This window comes from Metabacillus sp. 113a (genome assembly GCF_050107635.1).
GTDB lineage: Bacteria > Bacillota > Bacilli > Bacillales > Bacillaceae > Metabacillus_B.
Genome location: NZ_JBNILJ010000004.1, coordinates 1 through 21783, shown reverse-complemented (window position 1 = coordinate 21783; position 21783 = coordinate 1). Strand labels below are relative to the sequence as shown.

At 46.6% G+C, this 21783-nt stretch carries 16 protein-coding genes; 4 read left to right on the top strand and 12 right to left on the bottom strand.

The window, feature by feature from the left end:
* Positions 1-68: 68 nt before the first annotated feature.
* From ACQCVE_RS08325 to ACQCVE_RS08315, 3 genes are all read right to left on the bottom strand, one after another.
* On the bottom strand, positions 69-911 hold the full coding sequence (locus ACQCVE_RS08325; protein WP_426843352.1) for a DegV family protein: 843 nt from the start codon (positions 909-911) through the stop codon (positions 69-71).
* A gap of 1616 nt (positions 912-2527) precedes the next feature.
* Positions 2528-3211: a response regulator gene (locus ACQCVE_RS08320; protein WP_426843353.1), complete on the bottom strand. Its 684-nt coding sequence runs from the start codon at positions 3209-3211 to the stop codon at positions 2528-2530.
* Positions 3212-3401: 190 nt separating this feature from the next.
* Positions 3402-4559 carry a sensor histidine kinase gene (locus ACQCVE_RS08315; RefSeq protein WP_426862393.1) on the bottom strand — a complete coding sequence of 386 codons (1158 nt, stop codon included), beginning with the start codon at positions 4557-4559 and terminating at the stop codon, positions 3402-3404.
* A gap of 190 nt (positions 4560-4749) precedes the next feature.
* On the opposite strand from ACQCVE_RS08315, the gene ACQCVE_RS08310 reads away from it, so the two are divergent.
* From ACQCVE_RS08310 to ACQCVE_RS08295, 4 genes are all read left to right on the top strand, one after another.
* Entirely contained in the window at positions 4750-5385 is a 636-nt protein-coding gene (locus ACQCVE_RS08310; RefSeq protein ID WP_426842916.1) for a YigZ family protein, read from the top strand.
* 11 nt (positions 5386-5396) lie between these two features.
* Positions 5397-6431: an LCP family protein gene (locus ACQCVE_RS08305; protein WP_426862391.1), complete on the top strand. Its 1035-nt coding sequence runs from the start codon at positions 5397-5399 to the stop codon at positions 6429-6431.
* A 178-nt stretch (positions 6432-6609) separates the two neighbouring features.
* Positions 6610-7236, top strand: coding sequence for a hypothetical protein (locus ACQCVE_RS08300; RefSeq protein ID WP_426862389.1), 627 nt, complete (start codon positions 6610-6612; stop codon positions 7234-7236).
* A gap of 4 nt (positions 7237-7240) precedes the next feature.
* Entirely contained in the window at positions 7241-8758 is a 1518-nt protein-coding gene (locus ACQCVE_RS08295) for a SpoIID/LytB domain-containing protein (RefSeq protein WP_426862387.1), read from the top strand.
* A gap of 1183 nt (positions 8759-9941) precedes the next feature.
* Here ACQCVE_RS08295 and ACQCVE_RS08290 read toward each other — a convergent pair.
* From ACQCVE_RS08290 to ACQCVE_RS08250, 9 genes are all read right to left on the bottom strand, one after another.
* A complete protein-coding gene (locus tag ACQCVE_RS08290) occupies positions 9942-11315 on the bottom strand; it encodes an O-antigen polymerase (protein WP_426862385.1) in 1374 nt (457 codons plus the stop codon).
* A gap of 78 nt (positions 11316-11393) precedes the next feature.
* Positions 11394-12833 carry a lipopolysaccharide biosynthesis protein gene (locus ACQCVE_RS08285; protein ID WP_426862384.1) on the bottom strand — a complete coding sequence of 480 codons (1440 nt, stop codon included), beginning with the start codon at positions 12831-12833 and terminating at the stop codon, positions 11394-11396.
* 1 nt (position 12834) lies between these two features.
* Positions 12835-13566: a DapH/DapD/GlmU-related protein gene (locus ACQCVE_RS08280; RefSeq protein ID WP_426862383.1), complete on the bottom strand. Its 732-nt coding sequence runs from the start codon at positions 13564-13566 to the stop codon at positions 12835-12837.
* A 16-nt stretch (positions 13567-13582) separates the two neighbouring features.
* The gene (locus ACQCVE_RS08275) at positions 13583-14902 is read right to left on the bottom strand and encodes a nucleotide sugar dehydrogenase (RefSeq protein WP_426862382.1); all 1320 of its coding nucleotides are present in this window, start codon (positions 14900-14902) and stop codon (positions 13583-13585) included.
* A 30-nt stretch (positions 14903-14932) separates the two neighbouring features.
* Positions 14933-15964, bottom strand: a complete 1032-nt coding sequence (locus tag ACQCVE_RS08270) for a Gfo/Idh/MocA family protein (RefSeq protein ID WP_426842925.1) — start codon at positions 15962-15964, stop codon at positions 14933-14935.
* Positions 15957-16694: a hypothetical protein gene (locus ACQCVE_RS08265; protein ID WP_426862380.1), complete on the bottom strand. Its 738-nt coding sequence runs from the start codon at positions 16692-16694 to the stop codon at positions 15957-15959. Before ACQCVE_RS08265 ends, ACQCVE_RS08270 begins: the two co-directional genes overlap by 8 nt.
* Positions 16695-16790: 96 nt before the next feature.
* Positions 16791-17900: a DegT/DnrJ/EryC1/StrS family aminotransferase gene (locus ACQCVE_RS08260; protein WP_426862378.1), complete on the bottom strand. Its 1110-nt coding sequence runs from the start codon at positions 17898-17900 to the stop codon at positions 16791-16793.
* A gap of 439 nt (positions 17901-18339) precedes the next feature.
* A complete protein-coding gene (locus ACQCVE_RS08255) occupies positions 18340-19230 on the bottom strand; it encodes an NlpC/P60 family protein (protein WP_426862377.1) in 891 nt (296 codons plus the stop codon).
* 216 nt (positions 19231-19446) lie between these two features.
* On the bottom strand, positions 19447-21171 hold the full coding sequence (locus ACQCVE_RS08250) for a M14 family zinc carboxypeptidase (RefSeq protein WP_426862376.1): 1725 nt from the start codon (positions 21169-21171) through the stop codon (positions 19447-19449).
* Positions 21172-21783 lie beyond the last annotated feature (612 nt).

Sequence of the window (21783 nt, the reverse complement as noted above, 5' to 3'; positions counted from 1 at the left end):
TACGGAAAATAATAAACATTTTTTTACACAAAAACAAAAAACAACCAGCCAAAGACTGATTGTTTTCGTTATTCCATATACCATCCCAGCCCAAGTGCACCTTCCCCTAAATGGGTTCCGATTACAGCGCCAAAATAGCTGAGGTAAAACTTGACGTGCGGGTATTTCGCTTCAAGCTCTGCCTTCATTGCCTGTGCTTCTTCCGGGCGGTTGGCATGAATAACAGCGGCCCTCATTGGAAGGCCAAGCTTGGCGTCCTCTTCAAAAAGCTCATAAATCCGGTTGACCGCTCTTTTGCGCGTTCGGATTTTTTCGTACGGGACAATGACTTTATCTACAAAGTGAAGCAGCGGTTTGACCTGAAGAAGGCTTCCAATCAATGCCTGCGCTCCATTTAAGCGGCCGCCGCGCTGAAGGTTGGACAGATCATCGACCATAAAGTAAGCACGAACCGTTTGCTTCATCGCATCAAGCCGCTTCATAATCTCTTCCGGATCCTTTCCTTCCCGCGCCATTTCGGCCGCTTCAATCACATAAAACCCCTGCACCATGCAGCTGATTTCGGAATCGAACGAGAAGACTTGAATGTTGTCCGTCATATTCCCCGCTGCGATCGAACCGTTGTACGTGCCGCTGATTCCGGAGGACAAGTGAACACAGATAACCGCATCGTACTGTTTGGAAAACTCCTCGAATAAATCGAGGAACCTTCCAACTGGAGGCTGTGAGGTCGTTGGAAGCTGATTGCGGCTTTTTACCTCTGTGTAAAAAGCTTCTGCACTCAGCTCCAGCTCCTCCTGGTATGTTTCATTACCGAAAATGACACTGAGCGGAATCAGATGAATATCCAGTTCCTTCAGCAGTTCCTGTGGTATGTATGCTGTACTATCGGTTAAAATTGCCGTTTTCATCGTCAAAAGAAACCTTCCTTATTACGTATTTAAAGTATGAGTTCGAATGATTACTCTCTATTCTATAGAACTTTACGTAAAATTTCATTAAATGTTTCATTTATTTTGGGTGGATTGGATAGGTTGGGTGGGGGAAACGGAGTTTTTGGGGAAGGGTGGGTGGTATTTGGTGTGGTGGTGGTACTTGGGGTGGTGGTACTCGGTGTGGCGGTGGTGATACTAGGTGTGGCGGTCGTACCGGGTCTGGTGGTTCAACTCCGTGGTGCCTGACCCCGACTTCTCTAAAGCACTAAAGCTCCGGCACCGGCTTCTCTACTCGTTGGGGCTCTAAGAGCAAAACAATGCTGCCCCTGTCCCCACTTGCACTAAAGCACAGCGGGCCAGGCACGGTGCCTGGCCCCACTTTCTCTACCAAACTAAAGCTCCGGCACCATCCTTCTTGTCCATTGGGGTTCTAAGCCTGATCGGGATCTGCCTCCGTCCCCACTTACGATGAAGCGGTGCGGGTCAGACCCCAAAATCTTGTGCCACCCGATCAAACCCTAATTTCACCCTGCCAACGCCAAACGCCGTCCTGGTACAGCCCCTTGCCTCCGTCCCGCACTCCGCTAAAGCACTAAACCTCCGTCCCCATCCTGATTGACACTATACGGCACAAGGGTTAACAGAAGTTCTGCTCCATTCCTTATTTGACGGGAATATGGGGACGGAGGCTGCCTCCGTCCCCAATTACGTCAACTAATCGACCTCTGTCCCCTCTCCTTCAAAAGCCTTGCAGGAGTAGGGATGAGAGATATCTGCCTCTGGCCCCTAGTACTTTACCGTAACGGGGGACGGAGGAACCGGTGTCTGGAGGTTGAACCCGTGTCTGCAGGTTAAACCCGTGTCTGCAGGTTGAACCCGTGTCTGCAGGTTGAACCGGTGTCTGCAGGTTGAACCTGTGTTTACAGGCTGAACCAATGTTTCGAGCCGGATTTGAAGTTGCCGATGGATCCGGATTCTTCGATGCACCTCCGTGGTGCCTGGCCCCGACTTCTCTAAAGCACTAAAGCTCCGGCACCGGCTTCTCTACTCGTTGGGGCTCTAAGGGCAAAACAATGCTGCCTCTGTCCCCACTTGCACTAAAGGACAGCGGGCCAGGCACGGTGCCTGGCCCCACTTTCTCTACCAAACTAAAGCTCCGGCACCATCCTTCTTATCCATTGGGGCTCTAGCCCTGAGCAGACTCAGCCTCCGTCCCCACCTGCGGTGAAGCGGTGCGGGCCAGACCCCGCCAATGCCTCACTCCACCAGACCAGGTCCGCTCATCCCGCCAATGCCTCCACCACACCAGCTCCGCTCATTCCACCGCTGATCCCGCCAAACTTGTCCCGGTGGTTCTATCAGTGGTTTCCCAAGAGACCCCGCCGCTAGTCCCGCCCGGTACCACAAAGTGCTGCCCGTTCCCAACAGAACAAGGCACAACTCACTCCCCCACTGACTCCAATCCGCTTTTACCCGCCATCCATTGCGGTCCCCCGCACTCTATCCAGCCTCACAGCACAAAAAAAGCTGAACACCTAGGGAACTGGACCCGGGTCTTCAGCTTTTTGTTATGGTTCATATGCTGATGAAGCTTAGCGCACTTCCACCCATCCGTTTTTGATGGCCACAACGACGGCTTGGGTACGGTCGTTTACATTCATCTTTTGAAGGATGTTGGAAACGTGGTTTTTGACGGTTTTTTCACTGATGAAAAGAGCTTCTCCGATTCCGCGGTTGCTTTTTCCGTCAGCGAGCATTTGAAGAACTTCACATTCGCGTCTGGTCAGGATATGTAAAGGTCTGCGAATTTCCGGCTGCAGCTGCTGTCCGCCGCCGCCTGCTCCTGATGTTGCCAGTCTGCGGAATTCGTTTACGAGGTTATGGGTAACCTTCGGATGCAGGTAAGATCCGCCTTCCGCTACAACTTTAACCGCTTCAATCAGGGTGTCTGCGTCCATCTCTTTGAGAAGGTAGCCGCGGGCACCTGTTTTAAGGGCACGGGTCACGTAGTTTTCGTCGTCATGGATGGATAGGATGATAACCTTTGTGTCCGGGTTGGCTTCGACGAGCTGTTTTGTCGCTTCCACACCGTTTACGTTTGGCATATTTATATCCATGATGACTGTGTCGGGCTTATGCTCTTCTACAATGCGCATGGCCTCGTCACCGTCGTCGCCTTCTGCTACTACTTCAAATGATGGTTCAAAATCAAGAATCCGTTTTACGCCTTCTCTGAATAACTGGTGATCGTCAATAATTACAATTCTTGTTTTCATGGTCACTAATACGCCTCCCCACTCACTTCATTCTAGTCCTATCCTCATACCTTCCGTCAATGAGACTTTCGTCGCTAGTTTCCTGCTTTGACGCAGCGAAGAAACCCCGCAATTTCATGACGTTTTTCTTATCTTTTGCTAAAAGATTTCCTGTCCTTATGGTAAAACAGGACGGCCCGGAAGCATACATCTAAAATATGGAAGGAACCTTGATCATAATACTTGTTCCTTTTCCAATGACAGAATCGATGTTCATGGTCCCGTCGAGAAGTTCAACACGCTCTTTCATTCCGACCAGTCCGAATGATTTGTTCTTCTTTTCTTTCATCTCGCTTAAATCAAAGCCGCTGCCGTCATCCTTGATCAAAAGGTTCACGTACTCGGGCGACACTTCGACTTTTACGGAAATTTCTGATGCCTGGGCATGCTTCAGTGCATTTGTAACGGCTTCCTGGGCAAGACGGAAAAGCGCCACTTCGAAACGGGGAGGAAGTCTTCTTTCCTCCGCTTCCCCAAAGCTTTGGAAGTGCATTTTTGTTTTTCCGTTGTATTCCTCGATTGTATGTAAGTATTTCCTTAAAGTCGGAATTAATCCAAGATCATCCAAAGCCATAGGCCTAAGATCGTAGATAATTCTCCTCACCTCATATAAAGCATTGCGGACATTCTGGCGAAGATTGCGGATTTCATTGAACCCTTCTTCGGTTCCCCGATCACGGAATATGCGTTCAAGCAATTCCGAGCGCATCATGACGTTTGCGAGCATTTGCGCAGGTCCGTCGTGGATTTCCCTCGAAACTCTCTTGCGCTCCTCCTCCTGCGCTTCGATGATCCGGAGTCCGAAGTCCTGTTTGGCCTGGGCATCCTCTAAGAGAATTCCTACCTGACGCAGGTCCTGGCTCAAGTAATTCAGCACGACACTGATTTGGGTGACAAGCGCTTCTGAGCGTTCAATAATTTCCTGCAATCCGAGCAGTCTGCGTTCAAGCTCGTCCCGCCGGTCACGGAGCTGTTTTTCCCGGTGCTGCATCGTGGTTAGCTCCACTTGCAGGGAATGAGCTCTTTCGTAAGCTTCCCGAATCTCATCCTCTGTAAACCGGTTAAAATTTTTGCTGACCTCAGACAGCCTTTTCCGTGCATGCCTTGACTGAACTTCAAGCTTATCACCGGCTTCAATGACATCGTTCACCTGTGTTTTTATAATGCTGAGCTCTTCAACAAGCGTTTCATATTGAGTGCGGGATTGTTCACCGATGGCAAAAATTTCACCCTTGCTCCCGTCCACCGTTGAGATCATCTTATTCAGAATTTCATCGAGCAGGACGCTGTCGATCTTCTTGGGATTCACCAGAAATTACCTCCATTGCTTTAAATATCATGATTATATTATGAGATTGTAATTGAAGTCGTAAAACAGGCGCTATATAATGGAATAATGCAGATTAAAAAACACTGAATATTTTTTCTTCCCTTTATGGTTTGATGATATGTATAAAGATACCGGTTTTCCCCGTTATGGAACCAGGAGGTGTACAAACGTGCTTACTGCTTATTATACAGCAAAAGGAAGCGGAGAGCATGAGATAATCATCCAGAAATCGCGATTTATCTGCCATATCCGCCGGGTTACATCCGAAGAGGAAGCCCAAGCTTTTATACAGGAGATCAAAAAACTCCATCACAATGCCAACCACAACTGTTCCGCCTATTTAATAGGAGAAAGAGATGAAATCCAAAAGGCAAATGACGACGGCGAGCCGAGCGGAACAGCGGGTGTGCCGATGCTTGAGGTGCTGAAGAAACGCCAGCTTAAGGATACCGCTGCTGTTGTTACGAGGTACTTCGGCGGGATTAAACTGGGAGCCGGAGGCTTAATCCGCGCTTACGGACAGTCTGTTTCAGAGGGCCTGAACCAAACAGGTATAGTAGAGCGTAAATTAATGAAAATTTTGCATACTAAAGTTGACTATACCTGGCTTGGAAAACTTGAAAATGAACTCCGGTCATCAGAGTACCTGATTAAAGATATTCATTATTTACATGATGTAGAGATCGAAACGTATGTGGCTTCAGAACAAACGGAAACCTTTACCAATTGGATGACAGAGCTGACCAACGGCCAGAGCGAAATTACGCAAGGAGATGTCACATATTTGGAAGAAGAGGTAAGTTAGGAGAAGATGGTATGGCTGAATATAGACGAGTAGTCAGAAAGAAAAAAAAGAAAAAATCGGTTTTTAAGCGAATTTTGTTTTTTTTGCTCCTTTTGCTGCTGATTGGCGGAGGATACCTGGCCTTTATCGGGGTTTCGGCATGGCAGGCAGCTGACAGGTCCTATGAAGGACTTGAGCGGGGAGAAAAATCAGCACTCCGGGAGCAGGCGGTTGAATTAGCCAAAGACCCTGTATCCATTCTGATTATGGGGGTTGAAGATTATTCATCCGGCGGGGAAGGCGGACGCAGTGATACCCTGATTGTCGTCACACTGAACCCAAAGGAAAAATCTATGAAAATGCTGAGCATCCCGCGGGATACTTTAGTGGATGTAGAAGGACACGGCGAAACCAAAATAACCCATGCCTACTCGTATGGCGGCAAGGAACTGGCTGTCCAGACGGTAGAGGACTTTTTAGATATCCCAATCGACTATTACGCAACCGTTAATTTTGAAGCGTTCAAAAAAGTCATTGATGAACTGAATGGCGTAGAAGTGGATGTTCCGTTCGATTTTTATGAAAAAAGCGATGAAACCGGAAAGCGCATTTACTTTACAGAAGGCAAGCAAACCCTAGACGGTGAAGAAGCACTTGCGTATGCCCGGATGAGGAAACAGGATCCGCGGGGTGATTTTGGACGAAACGACCGTCAGAAGGAAATCATAACGGCCATTATCAAAAAAGCGACAGCACCTCAGAACATCATGAAGGTAGATGATATCGCCAATCAAATTGCCGAAAATGTGGAAACCAATCTTCGTATTTCAGAGGCACTCGGCTTCCAGCAATCGTACAGTGGATTTAAAACAGATCAGATCGACCAGCTAAAGATCGAAGGAGAAGATTTAAACTTAAACAGCGGCTATTATTACCAGCCGATTGAAGAAAAGATGGAAGAAGTCAGAGAAGAACTTCAAAGTCATCTTGAGCACAAGAAAATCAGCATTCGCGAAGAGCAAAATGAGGACACGATGAAGGAATCCAGCTTAGACCCGGCAGAATAATCTGCAAGGCCCCCTGTGGAAAGGGGGCCTTTTTCTTATTTCCCGCACCTCTTTTCATATAACCTTACATTTTTCCTAAACAATTGACATTTTTAGCCGAAGTTATAAGTGGCACATTACGTCTTTATACATTGGCTTTCATAAAGTAGCCGTTATTTTAAAGGAGGAAATGAAGAATATGAAAAAGATGAAAATCGCTCTAGTGTTTGGTGCAGGAATCGTAGCTGGCGGTGTATTTATGCCAATCGCCTCTTCATCCGCAAGCAGCAATCTTGTATTAGCAAGTGTTGAATGGGTGACTTCTCAGCTAACGCCTCTGAATAACCGCGTTGCAAACCTTGAGAAAGAAATCAAAAACCTTGAAAACTCCAATGTAAAGCCTTCTCTTCCTTCTACTATTTACGTAAAAACACCAGTTGGGGATATCCTGCGCGGAGCGATGGAGCATTATTCCACCTTAACAAGCGCTCCAATGGGACAAGCTTTAACCGTTAAGGATCAATTCATCTCCAGCGACGGCCGTTACTTCCTCGTAACGTACAATGGAAAAACGGGATACATCGCGGACTGGGAAGTAAGCACATCCGCTGTTAAAAAGCCGACATCCTTTGTTGCATCAAAAACTGCGCCAGTATTGAGAGGTGCCGATTCTTCCTACAGACAAAAAGGAATCGTTAATGCAGGCCAAACCGTACAATACTTGAACACGTTCAAAAATTCTTCTACAGGCGAAGTCTGGATTCACGTTAAGCTCCCTAACGGCGTTGACGGATGCGTAAAGCTCTCAAACGGCGAGGTGAGATAATCCAATGAAAGGAAGAGCCTTTGCCGGAGGAGCGCTCTTAACAGCCGCCCTTCTATTTGGATTCAGCCCGGCCAGTATGGCCTATGAAAAAGCGTTCTATACTCAGGAGACTAAGGTCAAGCTGGCCACAAAAACCTCCCTTCAGGTTCAGCTTAACGGATTATTTGAACTTGAAAATTTAAGCACACGTGAAAAAACCCTTCTTCTGCCGGAATCAACATTAACGATTACGGCCGGAAGCGGAAGCTCCAAAATTACTGCAGGGACGGATTCTTATTCTGCAGCTAATGGTTTTAGAGTTTCAGAGCTTACCAATCTGCCAGAAAAGATCGTCAAGTTTACCAGCCCGACGACGGTAAGATCTGCAGCCGATGACAAAGCAGCTTCCGTAGCTTCTGTTAAAAAAATTGAAGCTGCTGAATATACAGGAGAAGCGACTGTATCAGGAGTCAAATGGTATAATGTCAAGCTTGCGAACGGACTGCAAGGCTGGGTTTCATCCAAAACAGCAGCCGTTCAATCATCTCCAACGGCCTTATCGCTATTTAAGTACGGCAGCCTACAGTACAGAGGAGGCTTTGAGACGAAAGCAGACGGTTCCCTCCGTAATGTTCTCGGACTCGAAGAATATTTAAAAGGGGTCGTGCCGAACGAAATGCCGGCTAGCTGGCACATGGAAGCTCTAAAGGCCCAAGCCATCGTAGCAAGAAGCTATGCTGTGAACACGATGAACCTGACCAACACCCCTTCAAGCCAGGCTTATAACGGCTACACGAAGGAACACAGCCGCAGCAATAAAGCGGTTGATGAAACCGCTGGCGTGATGGTCAAGCATAACGGGAAACCGATTCAGTCCTTCTTTTACTCCACAAGCGGCGGACAAACCGCCAATGCCTGGGACGTTTGGGGATCAAGCAAAACGACCTTCCCGTACCTGAAAAGCGTAGAGGATCCTTATGAAACCTCATCTCACAGCAACTGGACGGATCAGTTCGCATCAGGTACGATCCTGCAAAAATTCGGCTACAACACAGCCAATACCGTTCTTTATGACCTGAAAGCCAATCCTAAAGGAGAAAACGGTGAAATCGGAAGCGTAACCGCCGTAACCTCTGCAGGAACCAAAACCGTTTCCGGTAACGAAAGCGTCATCCGCAAACTGTTCCCTGTTGATCGCTATTACGGAATGCTGCGCTCCAACTGGTTCACACTGAACCCTGTAAAATCCTTTACCGTTCAAGGTTCCGGGAATACGGTCCAACAGCAATTCTCCGTTAAAGGTGCATCTATCATGGGCGCAGACGGCAAACCGGTCAGTGTTCAAAACAGCACCGTTCAGATCCAAACCGTCTCCGGTCCCGTTTCAAAAGAAGCTGACCCTGCCACAATTGCCGTCAACGGCAAAGGCTGGGGCCACCGAATCGGCATGAGCCAATACGGTGCAAACGGCTTTGCCAATAAAGGCTCCAGTGCAGAAGACATTGTCAAACACTACTTCCCGGGTACGGTTGTAGGAAAATAACGTATTTCGGAAACCTCCGTCCATGGCTTTGGGCGGGGGTTTTTTTGGAGTGCGTCAGGCTGCACGTTAAGGAGAAACCCCGTTTGCATAGCTGTGCCCCCACCCTCCACGTAAACGTAGGAGGCACGGCTACAAATCCGCATAACACTTCTATATTCACACCGCAAGAAGCCACTTATTTGGGTCTATCTTTCGTTTTTTTTTGAAATTTTTTAGCACGGATGATCTCATCCTGCCCTCTAGTTGAGGTTTTCAATGCTTTTCTGGTGCCAACATGATCGTGATACTACCTGATTTGATCAATTATTGGCTGTTTTTTAAATTTATTGTCCGTACTTTTGATTTATTGTCCGTACTTTCGTTTTATTGTCCGTATTCTGGATATATTGTCCGTATTCTCAATATAAAGACTTTTCGACAAAATTCGCCGCTGTTGCTGTCGCTGCCGCTCGGTCCGCGAAAAAAAGACCAGCTCCCAGAGACTACTCTTCTCTAACCAGCTTAAAACAGAATGAAAAGCCTCAATTTTTGCTTCTCATGCTGAATATTTGGCCCGTAAGATGCGGTTTTCTATGATTCACGGGTACCTAAATGATCCTCATACCAGCAGATTAGGCTGTCAACTTAATTTATTGTCCGAACTTTCGTTTTATTGTCCGTATTTTCGTTTTATTGTCCATACTCTCCATTTTATTGTCCGTACTTTTGATTTATTGTCCGTATTCTTAATATAAAGACTTTTCGACAAAATTCGCCGCTGTCGCTGCCGCTCGGTCCGCGAAAAAAAGACCAGCTCCCAGAGATTAGTCTTCTCTAACCAGCTTAAAACAGAATGAAAAGCCTCAATTTTTGCTTCTCATGCTGAATATTTGGCCCGTAAGATGCGGTTTTCTATGATTCACGGGTACCTAAATGATCCTCATACCAGTCAATTAAGCTGTCAACTTAATTTATTGTCCGTACTTTGGATTTATTGTCCGTACTTTCGTTTTATTGTCCATACTCTCCATTTTATTGTCCGTATTCTGGATATATTGTCCGTATTCTCAATATAAAGACTTTTCGACAAAATTCGCCACTGTCACTGTTGCTGTTGCTGTCGCTGTCACTGCCGCTGCCGCCGTTGCTTCGGCCCCGTTCGCCAAAAAAAAGACCAGCCAGTTAAAGGCCAATCTTCATTCGATCAGGATAATTGTCCGTTCATGCTGTTTTTTCTGAATTTCTTTACCAGTCTGTACAGGTAAAACAGTACGTATGGGGTCAGAAGAATGACGAGTACGGCGATCCACATCGGGTTGAATAGGAAGTCGGCAAAGCCTCCGATTACGATTCTTGGAATGTTCACGGTGAAGTAGATGAACAGGGCCAGGAATAATGGAGTTTTCGGCAATCTGATGAAGAGCATGTAAATGATTTGAATGACGGCTCCTACATAGATGGTTCCGAGCAAAATCCCTGCGTAGCCGAAGTTTGCATACGCTTCAGCAGCGAAGATCGTGTTGAGTACGCCGGCTGTTCCTTCTTCCACTTTTTGCGGGTAGAAGACTTCCATTGCGAGTCTTGCAGAGCGCACCTGTTCCATATCGTACAGGCCGAGGATAGAGGATGGCAGACTTTGCCCATACAGCAGGTCCATCCGGTCTGTGAACAGATCCAGGTGAAGATAAAAGGGTCCTACCTGTGACAGCAGGATGCGACCGATTGGTCCGCTGTTGTAGGATAAAAAGCTTGATGGTTCTGTTACACCTTGAATAAATACGTACATCACGACGAGCAGAATGACTCCGAATCCACCAAGGATGGCGAGGCGAAGCCAGGTGAGCTTAATGATCCGCAGGTAGATAAGCAGCAGCAGGACGGTGATGGCGTAAAAAAAGATAGGTGCTTTGGACAAGTCATAGACGGCCATAAAGAGTGCTCCGCCTGTTGTCAGGGCAAAAAGGACGAACCAGCGGAGCTCTTTCCGCTGATAAAAATAGATGAACGTGACCATCGACAGGATTGGAGCGAGAGCAACGCCGAAGATGTTCCGGATGACGGTGCTTCCTCCGAAGTTATGGGAGGCATCGATCCGCAATTCTGCCAGGTTGTCCGAGCCTTTAAGGAGCTGGAGGATCGGGATGGCATCGATTTTTAAGATAGTGTAGCCGATTGCCCCGAGGGACATCGCTGTAAAAAAGCAGTACAGATAAAACAGCTGGCTGCCGTTTTCTTCTTTGTATACAGGCGCTGCTATGTAGCTTTTAAATTCTTTTTCCCCGTTAAAGCCTGCGAGCTTGTTCAGCAGAAACATCGTAAGCGGCATCACGAGCATGATAAAGCAAATGAAGAAGAAGCCCAGATAACGGTAATAATCGTCTGACAGAGATTTAATCATGTAGTGATCATCAATCTCCAGCACAATGAGGAGTGACCCGATAAAGGTGGAGGCGAGCAGAGAATAGTAAAAGGTTATGGATAATAGGTTTGGGGTAAGCAGGGACATGGAACCTGATACTTTCTTGAACAGATTAAAGGAAATAACTAGTACCGCAGCCCAAATTAAAAAATAAACCATAATACGACCGAAGCTCCTTTATGTAAAGAATAAGCGGGCGAAACAAGAACCCGCTTTTTGTTTGTTGAGATGCTCGACTTATTGCGTGTCTCCGGCGTCTGTTTTTCCTCTTTTTCTTAGTGTCAGCAATATTCCGCCATTCGTTAATAAGAAAAATGCCCAAGGGATCAGGACAAGCCAAATACTTAAATTTGAGAAGTCCAAAATATATTGAACAGCTGCAATAGACAGCAAACTTGTGATGAACATGAAAATCAGTTTTCCGACTGGTGCCGGTACGTGGTATGTTTTCTGGCTACGGATAAAGATGGCTACCGTTGCATAGCCGTAGGAAATCGTAATGGCCATGGCTGCTCCCCATAAGGAGTACAGCGGGATCAGAATGATATTTAGTATGATGCTAATGGCAGCCGCTATACCAAACTGAATGGAAATCGGCTTTGTTTCTTTTTTTATAAAGAGACCGACCGATATGATCAGGTAATAGAAATTGAGAAAGGCTCCCAGACTCAGCAAGGGGATATACACACTTGCCGGGTGGAACTCTTCGTTTGTCATCACTGCTTCAAAAATGAACGGGATGAACGTGGCAATTCCCATTAATCCAAACATTCCAATCGCGAAGATTAGCACATAGACGCTGGCAAAAATGCTTTTGGCATTCGGCTTGTCTTTAATGGACATCGAGTAAGGACGCCATGCCATCTGCACTCCGGAAGTAAGCAGGGTTATGACCGTTGCAAACTTCATGGCTGCTCCGAAAAGACCGTTTGCTTCCAGGCCCTCAAAACCATTAATGAAAAAGCGGTTTGCCTGGGCGATGAGCCAGAAGGATAATGAAGCCGGAACGAGCGGAGCTCCGTAGATCAGCAGCTCTTTCATGATGGTCTTATCGAATCGGATCGTAAAGAAATTTTTAAATTGCGGAAGGAGAAACAGAATAATGACTCCGGCAGCCACAATCCGGCCATAGAAGATCATGTCGATTTCCTGTGCAAAAATAAGCAAAAACAGGTAGGAAAAGACAGCAACCATAGCAAGCCTTGCGACAGTTGGAATGACTACCTTCAAGGTTAAAAATTCAAACCTGAAAAAGGTCAAAATGACAGTGATCATCGCTTCCATAAGCAAAACGATAAAGGCCAGCTGAATGACGTATTCATGTCCCGGTTCCCCGGTAAGCCAGACAGAAAGCCATGGGCCCAGGATAAAGGACAGCACCACAAGGCCAAGAGCAATCAGAAAACGGAATAGGAAGACGTTTCTGACGTAATCCATTTTCCTTTCCGCATGCTTTTTTTCAAAGTAAAAATAGGCAAGGGCAGAGTCCGTTCCAAAAATAATAAGGAACGTCAGCAGGTTGGTCGTAGACTCGACCAGATCAAAAATCCCGTACTCTGAGCTGCCTACAAAGCTTGTATAAATCGGAAGCATTAAAAATGCAATTAGCTTGGTTCCTACATTCATAAGCGCGTAGAGGAGGGAATCCCCTCCAAAACGCTTGAGCTGGTTCAGCAACTTACAGCAGCTCCCTCTTATCTACCGGTCTGAGGTATTTAGCAGGGATTCCTTTGACAACCGTTTCGGCTTCTGTGTCTTTCGTGACAAGGGCGCCGGCTGCGACAAAGGTTTCTTCTGCGACTGTAATGCCTGGCAGGATGATGGAGGCCCCGCCTACACGGGCGCCTTTTTTTACAGTGGCGCCTTTGATTTTATCAAAGCGCTCTTCTGTACGGCCCATGAAGTTGTCGTTTGTCGTCGTCACACATGGTGCGATAAAAACAAAGTCTTCGAGCTCGGTATAGGCTGTGATGTAGGAGTTTGATTGAATTTTGACCCGCATGCCGATTTTTACATGGTTTTCGACGGTTACGCCGCGGCCGACGATGCATTCGTCTCCAATTTCTACATTTTCCCGGACGCTTGCAAGGTCTGCGATCAGCGTAGACTGGCCGATTTTAGCTCCAGCGTAAAGGACGGCATTGCTGCCGATCGTTACGTGAGCGCCAAGCTCCAGCGGCTGCATGGAGCCTGAAAGCTTCACCGTGCTCGTTTTCCCCGGAGTCGGCTGCTTGCCGATCACAGCGCCATCTCCAATGCGGACGCCGTCTCCAACGATGGTTCCCGCGCAAATCGTAACGTGATGGCCGATTGAAACATTTTTCCCCATTTGGACGCCTTCTTCAATCACATTGAAGTGGCCCATTACAACGGATTCATCCAGTTGCACCGAGTTGTTGATTACATTCATCGAACAACGCTCCCTCTTACAGTTTTGTATAGTTAGCAGGCTTGTTCTCAGTGTTTTTCATCGCATTGCGAGTGTCAAACAGGGAACGGCTGTGTTTTCCGATCATTTCATAGTCAAATGTGCTGTGGTCTGTTGTCAGTAGCACAAGGTCGGAATCCTCAAGCAGCCCTTCAGTCAATGGAACGGTTTCTACTTTTTCGCCGCGCAGCTTGAAGGAAGTAACGAAAGGATCTACTACACTTACCGATGCCCCTTCCTCGACAAGAGAATCTAAGATGTGAAGAACCGGAGATTCTCGAACATCGTCAATGTCTTTCTTGTAAGCTACACCAAGAACGGTAATGTTTGCACCGCGCATCGCTTTTCCGTCTTTGTTCAACAGACGCATGCTGCGTTCTACAACGTGCTCAGGCATCGCATTGTTGATTTCGCCGGCAAGCTCGATCAGGCGTGTATGGTAATTGTACTCGCGTGCTTTCCATGTCAGGTAGAATGGATCGATTGGAATACAATGTCCGCCAAGACCCGGTCCCGGATAGAATGCCATAAAACCGTACGGCTTCGTTTTCGCGGCATCAATTACTTCCCAAACATCAATTCCCATTCGTTCGCAAAGGATCGCCATTTCATTTGCCAGCGCAATGTTAATGTGGCGGAACGTGTTTTCGAAGATTTTTTCCATTTCTGCTACCGCCGGGCTGGATACCTCGAACACTTCTCCTTCTAAAACGTGGCGATAAAGGGAAGAAGCGACTTTTGTACAATTAGCTGTAATTCCGCCAACAACTTTCGGGGTGTTTTTTGTTTTGAATTCCTTGTTGCCGGGGTCAACGCGCTCAGGAGAGTACGCTACGAAAATATCTTCCCCGATCACAAAGCCCTGTTTTTCAAACGCAGGCACGACAATCTCTTCTGTAGTGCCTGGGTAGGTTGTGGATTCAAGGACAACGAGCATGCCTTTGTGGGCGTACTTGGCAATTTGCTTAGAAGAGCTTTCCACATACGATGTATCCGGCTGCTGATGATGGTCAAGCGGTGTCGGAACACAAATCGCAACCGCATCCACATCCTGAATTTTTGAATAGTCGGTAGTCGCCAGAAGAAGACCGTTATCGATGATTTCCTTCAGGTCCTCGTTCACGACATCCCCGATGTAGTTCGTGCCTTCGTTAACCATATCCACACGGGACTGCTGTACATCAAAGCCAATTACTTTATAGCCTGCTTTTGCTTTTTCTACTGCAAGCGGAAGTCCTACATATCCTAAACCTACAACACCAATTGTTGCGTTTTTCGACTCTATCTTTGAAAGCAACTCATCAATATGAGCTCCCATAAACGTTCATCTCCTTAAAATATCTCACTCTTAGTTCGTAACAGCCGGTTTTGAAAGATAGACTTTCTTTCCGGTTTCAGCCGACTCCAGGATGGCATTGATCAGCTGGATCGGGGCATAGCCATCAAGACCTGTGACAACCGGATCGCGGTCTTCTTTTACCGCCGCTGCCATATCTTCAATGATCCACTGATGACCAGGCTTTCCGAACGGATCCGCCTCAATTTCTTTCATCGCTGCTTCACGGTCTTCATCGGTCTCGCCTTCAAAATCCCACGTCTCAATAAAGTTCGCATTGCGTCCGCTAATTTTGGCGCTCCCTGTCTCTCCAAATATCGCCAGTGATTCCTCGAGGTTTTTTGGATAGATCGTCGTTGCCGCTTCAATCACACCGAGTGCTCCGGACTCAAATTCCACAACACTAACAGCCAGGTCTTCGGTTTCAATATCACGGAAGCGTGTAGTGGCCATGGCCTGTACACTTTTAACAGGGCCCATGAACCATAGAAGCAGATCCAGATTATGAATAGCCTGATTCATCAGGACACCGCCGTCAAACTTCTTCGTACCGCGCCATGGAGCCTGGTCATAATAAGCCTGGCCGCGGTTCCAGCGCACTGTCGCATTCGCGTGGCTGAATTTGCCGAACTTGCCGGCATCCATTTGCCCGCGCAGCTTGCGGATTGCCGGTCGGAAACGGTTTGGATGAACAACGGAGAGCTTTACCCCGTTCTTCGCGGCAGCCTCCATAATCTTTTCGCTGTCATCATTTAGAAGAGCCATCGGTTTCTCAACAATAATATGCTTCCCATAGGAAGCCGTCAGCTCGGCAAGCGGCTTGTGAAGGCCGGATGGTGTGCAAATATTAACAACGTCCAGATCTTCCTGTTCCTTCAGCATTTGCTCAAGGTCTGTATACGTGTTCACTTTTCCCTCATATTCAGCAAGACGCTCTGCATTTGTATCGCAAACAGCGACCAGGTTCGCACCTTCCGCATCCTCGATTGCCTGAATATGCTTTTTCGCAATAAATCCCATTCCTACTACCGCAAAATTAGTCATCGATTCTCGCCTTCCTTGCTTCTTGTAAGTATTTCGCCAGCATTAAGCCGAGTAGCGTAAGGAACAAGCCCATAATAAACCCGACAAGTGCGTTTGCTTTTGAATTTGAATCTTCTTTAGAAACGGTTTGGCTCAGAATGTCGGGCTCTTCATAAAAATTCAGATCCTTTTCAGTGCCCAGAACCGTGTCAGTATAGAGACCAATCTGTTTATCCAGCTTCGCGATCGCATCACTCATGATCGCCATTTGTTCACTGTCCAGGTTTTCTGAGTCATTTTGTAGTCTTTCAGACATAACTTCATAGGATTTCTCTGCCGTTTCAAGCAGTTCCTGATTCCGTGCCCTTTTTTCTTCTGTACCGCTTTTAATAATTTCAGCTTCATCTTCTAATGATTGGAAGTATTCAGCAGATGCCTCATTCAGTACCTTTTCAACCGACGCTTTCTCTTCCCCTGATACGGAAAATTCCACCTTGTATTGGCCGAGAACGTCAACTTGTACTTTATCATCATATTTCCCGCCGTACTCTTTTTGAAGAAGCTCTGGATCTGTTAAATAATCTGAAATCATTTCAGAAGTATAAAACTTTGCACTTCCTTCATATCCGCTGCTTGACACAATGGATAACCCGTAGGCGAGAAGAGCGGCCGCAAGCGGAATTCCGACGATGAGCCATTTCTTTTTCCAAAAATACACGAGGTATTCGTATAAATAGTCACGTTTTTCCATGCGTAAACTCCTTGTTAAATAGTAAAAGCCCGCCTATACAAATAAACAAGCCCCTTTTACCGGTAGAATTCCCCAGTAAAAGGCGACTGATTACGTTTAGTTATAGAATTTTTCGATGCATTCCACGACATAGCTTTGCTGTTCTTCCGTAAGCTCAGGGAACATTGGCAAGGAAATCGCTTCTCTGGCAGCCTTGTCAGACTCAGGGAAGTCTCCGTCTTTGTAGCCTAGCTCAGCGAATACAGGCTGTACATTTAATGGAAGCGGGTAATAAATCATCGTTGCCACACCTTGCTCCTTCAGGAACTGCTGAAGCTCATCCCGGCGTTCCACACGAATGGTGTACTGATGGAACACATGATAGCGGTCACTTACTTCTACAGGTGTTACCACTTTATCCATTAGCTTATTCTTAAGCAGGGCCGTATAAATATCTGCGCGTGCACGGCGCTTTTCGCTCCACTCCTTCAGGTGAGGGAACTTTACATTCAAAACTGCTGCCTGCATTTCGTCCAGCCGGCTGTTGTACCCAAGAACGTGGTGATAATACTTCGGCTTGCTTCCGTGAACGCGGATCACGCTCATTTTTTCAGCCAGATCCTCATCCTTTGTCACGATCATCCCGGCATCGCCGTAAGCGCCAAGGTTTTTTGTCGGGAAGAAGCTGTACGTAGCCGTGTGGCCGTATTCTCCCGTTTTCTTTCCTTTATATGTAGCGCCGATTGCCTGTGCAGCATCTTCCACTACATAAATGCCATGCTTGTCCGCAATCTCCATGATGCGGTCCATCTCAGCCATTTGTCCGTATAGATGAACAGGAATGATCGCTTTAGTTTTAGGAGTGATTTTTTCTTCAATCAGCTCAGGGTTAATATTGAAGGTTACCGGATCAATATCAACGAATACAGGAGTTGCTCCGCAGCGCGCAATCGCACCCGCAGTAGCAAAGAACGTAAATGGAGTAGTAATGACCTCGTCTCCAGCTGTTACGCCGCAAGCCTGCAAAGAAATATGTATAGCGTCACTGCCGTTGGCCACGCCTACAGCATATGGAACATTACTGAATTCAGCTACGTCAGTCTCCAATTTTTTCACATTGCTTCCAAGGATAAAACGTGTTGAAGTCATCACGTCATCCAGTGCTTTCAGCATTTCATCCCGCAAGTTGGAATATTGTTCGGAAAGATCTAACATAGGCACTTTCATACAGTATCTTCTCCTTAACATAATCTAATTTAAGTACCGGCAGCAGCCGGCCCAGCATTTACTCATACTTACCTATTTTAGCATAATCAAGGTGTGTTTTGTCAGAGCCAAACGAACGTCATACAATTGTTAGGACTGTATTCTGTTTAACATGTTTTCCTGCTGACTGCGCAACTCGGTTATGATATAGGAGACCTATCAGAATGATAAATTTCCACCTAATACACAATATCACAAGTACCCGCAAAATAAAACAGATGACCCGGGACTTGTAAACCTTTCCAATCATCTTTTATGTAAATTTCCAGCAAAAAGCTGAATCCGATCAGACACACTATAGAAAATCCAGGCAAAAAAGTACTCAGAGCCATGCTCTGAGTACTTTTTGTTAAACTCGGGGTTCCTTTTAACCGTTCATCAAAATGTTTAATCGCCGTTTTTATTTGTACGTATCGCGGATTACTTTTGCTTTAGAAATAAAGCGGTCATTGAACATTTTGCGGGAAGTGGCTCCGTACATGTTGCCAATGGAGGCTTCTGTGTACTTAAGCTTCGAAATAAACTCACTGTACAGCTTTTTGCCTGCAGCCGTACGGTGCTGGCCTTTTAGAGCCATAGCCTTATAGTCACTGCCAAGTTTATCAAGAGCAAGGCCTTTTTTTACGGAGTCCAGCACATAAGCGGAACGAAGCATGTTTGTATTAAAGCTCGCTGATGTACTTTTTCCTTTCAACCTATTGTATTCCCCTAATAGAGAGGAATCTAAACTATTAATTTTCGAAACAGAAGAGTACCTGGATTTTAGGTTTTTAAATAGTCTTTCAGAAGATGCTGTATAGTTTTCAACGGATGCGGCTTTAACCGTTGATAGACGGGAATGTCTTTTCGTTCCGACGTAAGCACTCTTCCAGTAGCTGTTGCTGAGTGAGCTGATCATGACACCCCTGGATGAAGAAGCGTGAATAAAGCTGTTGTTGCCAACGTAGATTCCTACATGGGATACTGTCGGTTTGCTTGTTGTCTTGAAAAATACGAGATCTCCTGCTGCTTTAGAAGTCACTTTTTTTGAATCGCTGGAATTGTACAGACCATCTGCTGTACGCGGAAGCGAAATTCCCGCTTTTTTGAATACATAGCCTACAAACCCGGAGCAATCAAACCCTGAAGGTGTTGTTCCGCCCCATTTGTATGGGACACCTATGTATTGTTTGCTTATATTAACGATATTATTTTCGATAGAAACAGAGGCAGCTTCGGCTTTAGTGGCGGGCAGATACGAACTGAATAAAAGGGACGTTGCTAGTCCAAATGCAATAATCGGTTTTTTCATGTTCTTCCTCCTTTAGCACAAGATTAGTATACAGGACGGAGGAAGGAAGTAGTATAACAGTTCTATTACATTATGCCCTTATATTACAAAAAGATTGCAATAAAGTGATATTACGATTAATTATGCTATTATTCTCCAAAAATCTCATACTTTATTCGCCCGATCCTAAAATTACATAAAAAAGAAGAAGGCCAAAAGACCTCCTTCTTTCCATAGTTATCTAATCTGGCTCTCTAATTGTTGCAGCACTGTTTCAAATCCCAGTATATCCGGGTACTGTCCTGGATATTTCTGGTTCCATTCCTTTTTAGAGGAAATACCTCTTGCCTTAAGGCGGTCATAAACCGCAATCTTTTCATTTATCACAGTTTGAGAGGCGCCGGACTGCTTTAATCCTATGATCGACTTAAGCAATTTATATTGGGACATCTCAAATTGAATGGTATCTCTCGTGATTTTAGCCGGCAGCAAATACTTTTCGCCGAAGAGATCCCGGACTTTTCGGGTATACACTTTACCAATTGCAATCTCTTCTTTTCTTAGCAGGTCAAGCATTTTATGGTACTCATTCACAGCGGCATCGTTAAGCGTTCCCTTTTTCATAAACGACTCAACGTTCCAGCGCTGAATGGTGAGATCATCGCCTGATCTGACTGCTTCCATAAACGCTCCCGTTTTAGAATGAATCTGCTTCGCATCATTGATTTTACGCTGTGCGGTTTCACGGTAATACGAAGGCAGGGATGCTGCCAGCTGCTCCGCCTTTTTCAAGCCGGCGGCTGATGCAGAATAACGGTTTTCTAAAGTAGACATGATATACAGGTTCGCTGTTGATTGAATATTGGAAGAGTAGTACGGTCTCAGTTTATAGGTGGAGCTCAAATAAGAACTGACCTGGGCCACTTTCGCATCATAGGTCTTGCCTTCCCTCTGCTGATAAAGATTGTACCCTTCCTTCGCTATGTAAAGGCCCACATCTTTATTCTCTTCCCAAATGCTATTGAAATTTTTTAGCGGTACATGTGTGTTCCCTGCATACGGTGAGATCTCCAGGGTAAAGGCAGGACGTTTTTTCACATGAAGGAACCAATCCGTGAAGCCCCCGCCTGAAGGATTAGGGCCTGGGTAAACGAGACGGTAGCCCGTCATTCTGCCAAGCTGCTTCGCATAATTTTGATCTCTCGTATAGCGTGATCCCGTCTGGTAAAAATTCCAAAAAAGGATTTCCCCGCTGGAATGATAGCTGACAGACATCTCCGCATCAATCGTTTTCAGGAAATTAAGAACAACCTTCACTTCAGCTGCGGATGCAGGACTGTTGCCTTTATAGTTTTGCCAATACGGCTTTCCTGGATTACTAACGATAGTGGACCATTTCGCATCATATTGGCGATTCAGGTCAACCCCTTTTCCATTCGCTTTCCAGCGTTTGAAATCATAGCTGCCTTCATTCATTTTCAGGACTGCCGAACGATCACCAGCAGGAATCGAGTTAATGCCTGATTGCTGGAGCGTTACCCCGTCAGGATTGACCATCGGAATAAACCACATCGTCGTCTTATCAAGGATGGATCTCGCAGGCAAGCCATTAATGGATTTGTTGCCGTAATAAGCTTTTGCATACTGGTCAATCATGACCATATTGACACTGGTCGTCATCCATTCCCTTGCATGATGTGACCCATTTACAAAAACCTCAGCAGGCCCTTTCCCAATGGCAACCGCATAAATATCGCGTCCATACTCAGACTTTCCAACTGACTTATACCGGATTAATTCCGGATAAGAAGCCGCTAAAGCCTGAATGTCTCTTTTCATGATCTCGTACGTGTATGTCTGATTTCCATTCACAGAAAAAGAAGCAGCCGATGCTTTTCCGTCTTGAAAAAACACTCCCAAACAGCAAATAAAAAGGATCAATGATACAGCTAATTTTCTCACATTCACATTCCTCTCAGCTTTTTCTATCTCTCTAATAATCTACCATTAAACCAATACATTTCCAGACTTGACTTCATCTGTGAAACGTTGTAAACGGTTAGAAAGTTGCAGAGGATTGCCGGGGGGGGGGGGCGGCGGTGACAGATGGCGAGGGCGTGGTTGGCGCGGGCGGGGGGAATAGCGGGGCGGGGGGGATAGCTAGGCGGGGTCTGGCCCGCTCCGCTTCACCGTAAGTGGGGACAGAGACCGGGATCCGCCATGCCTTGGGCGGGAAGGGGTTTGACTGCCGGTGCCGGAGCTTTAGCCTGCTAATGGACTGCGGGCCAGGCACGGTGCCTGACCCCACTTGCTTCACCGCATGTGGGGTCAGAGACAGCGTGCCGTAAACCCTGGGCGCTGTAAGAGTCGTAGAGACGGTGCCGGAGCTTTCGTGCTTTAGCAGAGCGGGGGTCGGAGGCAGCCAGGCCGCAGGTTCAATATTTAAAGGGTCTGGCCCGCTCCGCTTCACCGTAAGTGGGGACAGAGACCGGGATCCGCCATGCCTTGGGCGGGAAGGGGTTTGACTGCCGGTGCCGGAGCTTTAGCCTGCTAATGGACTGCGGGCCAGGCACG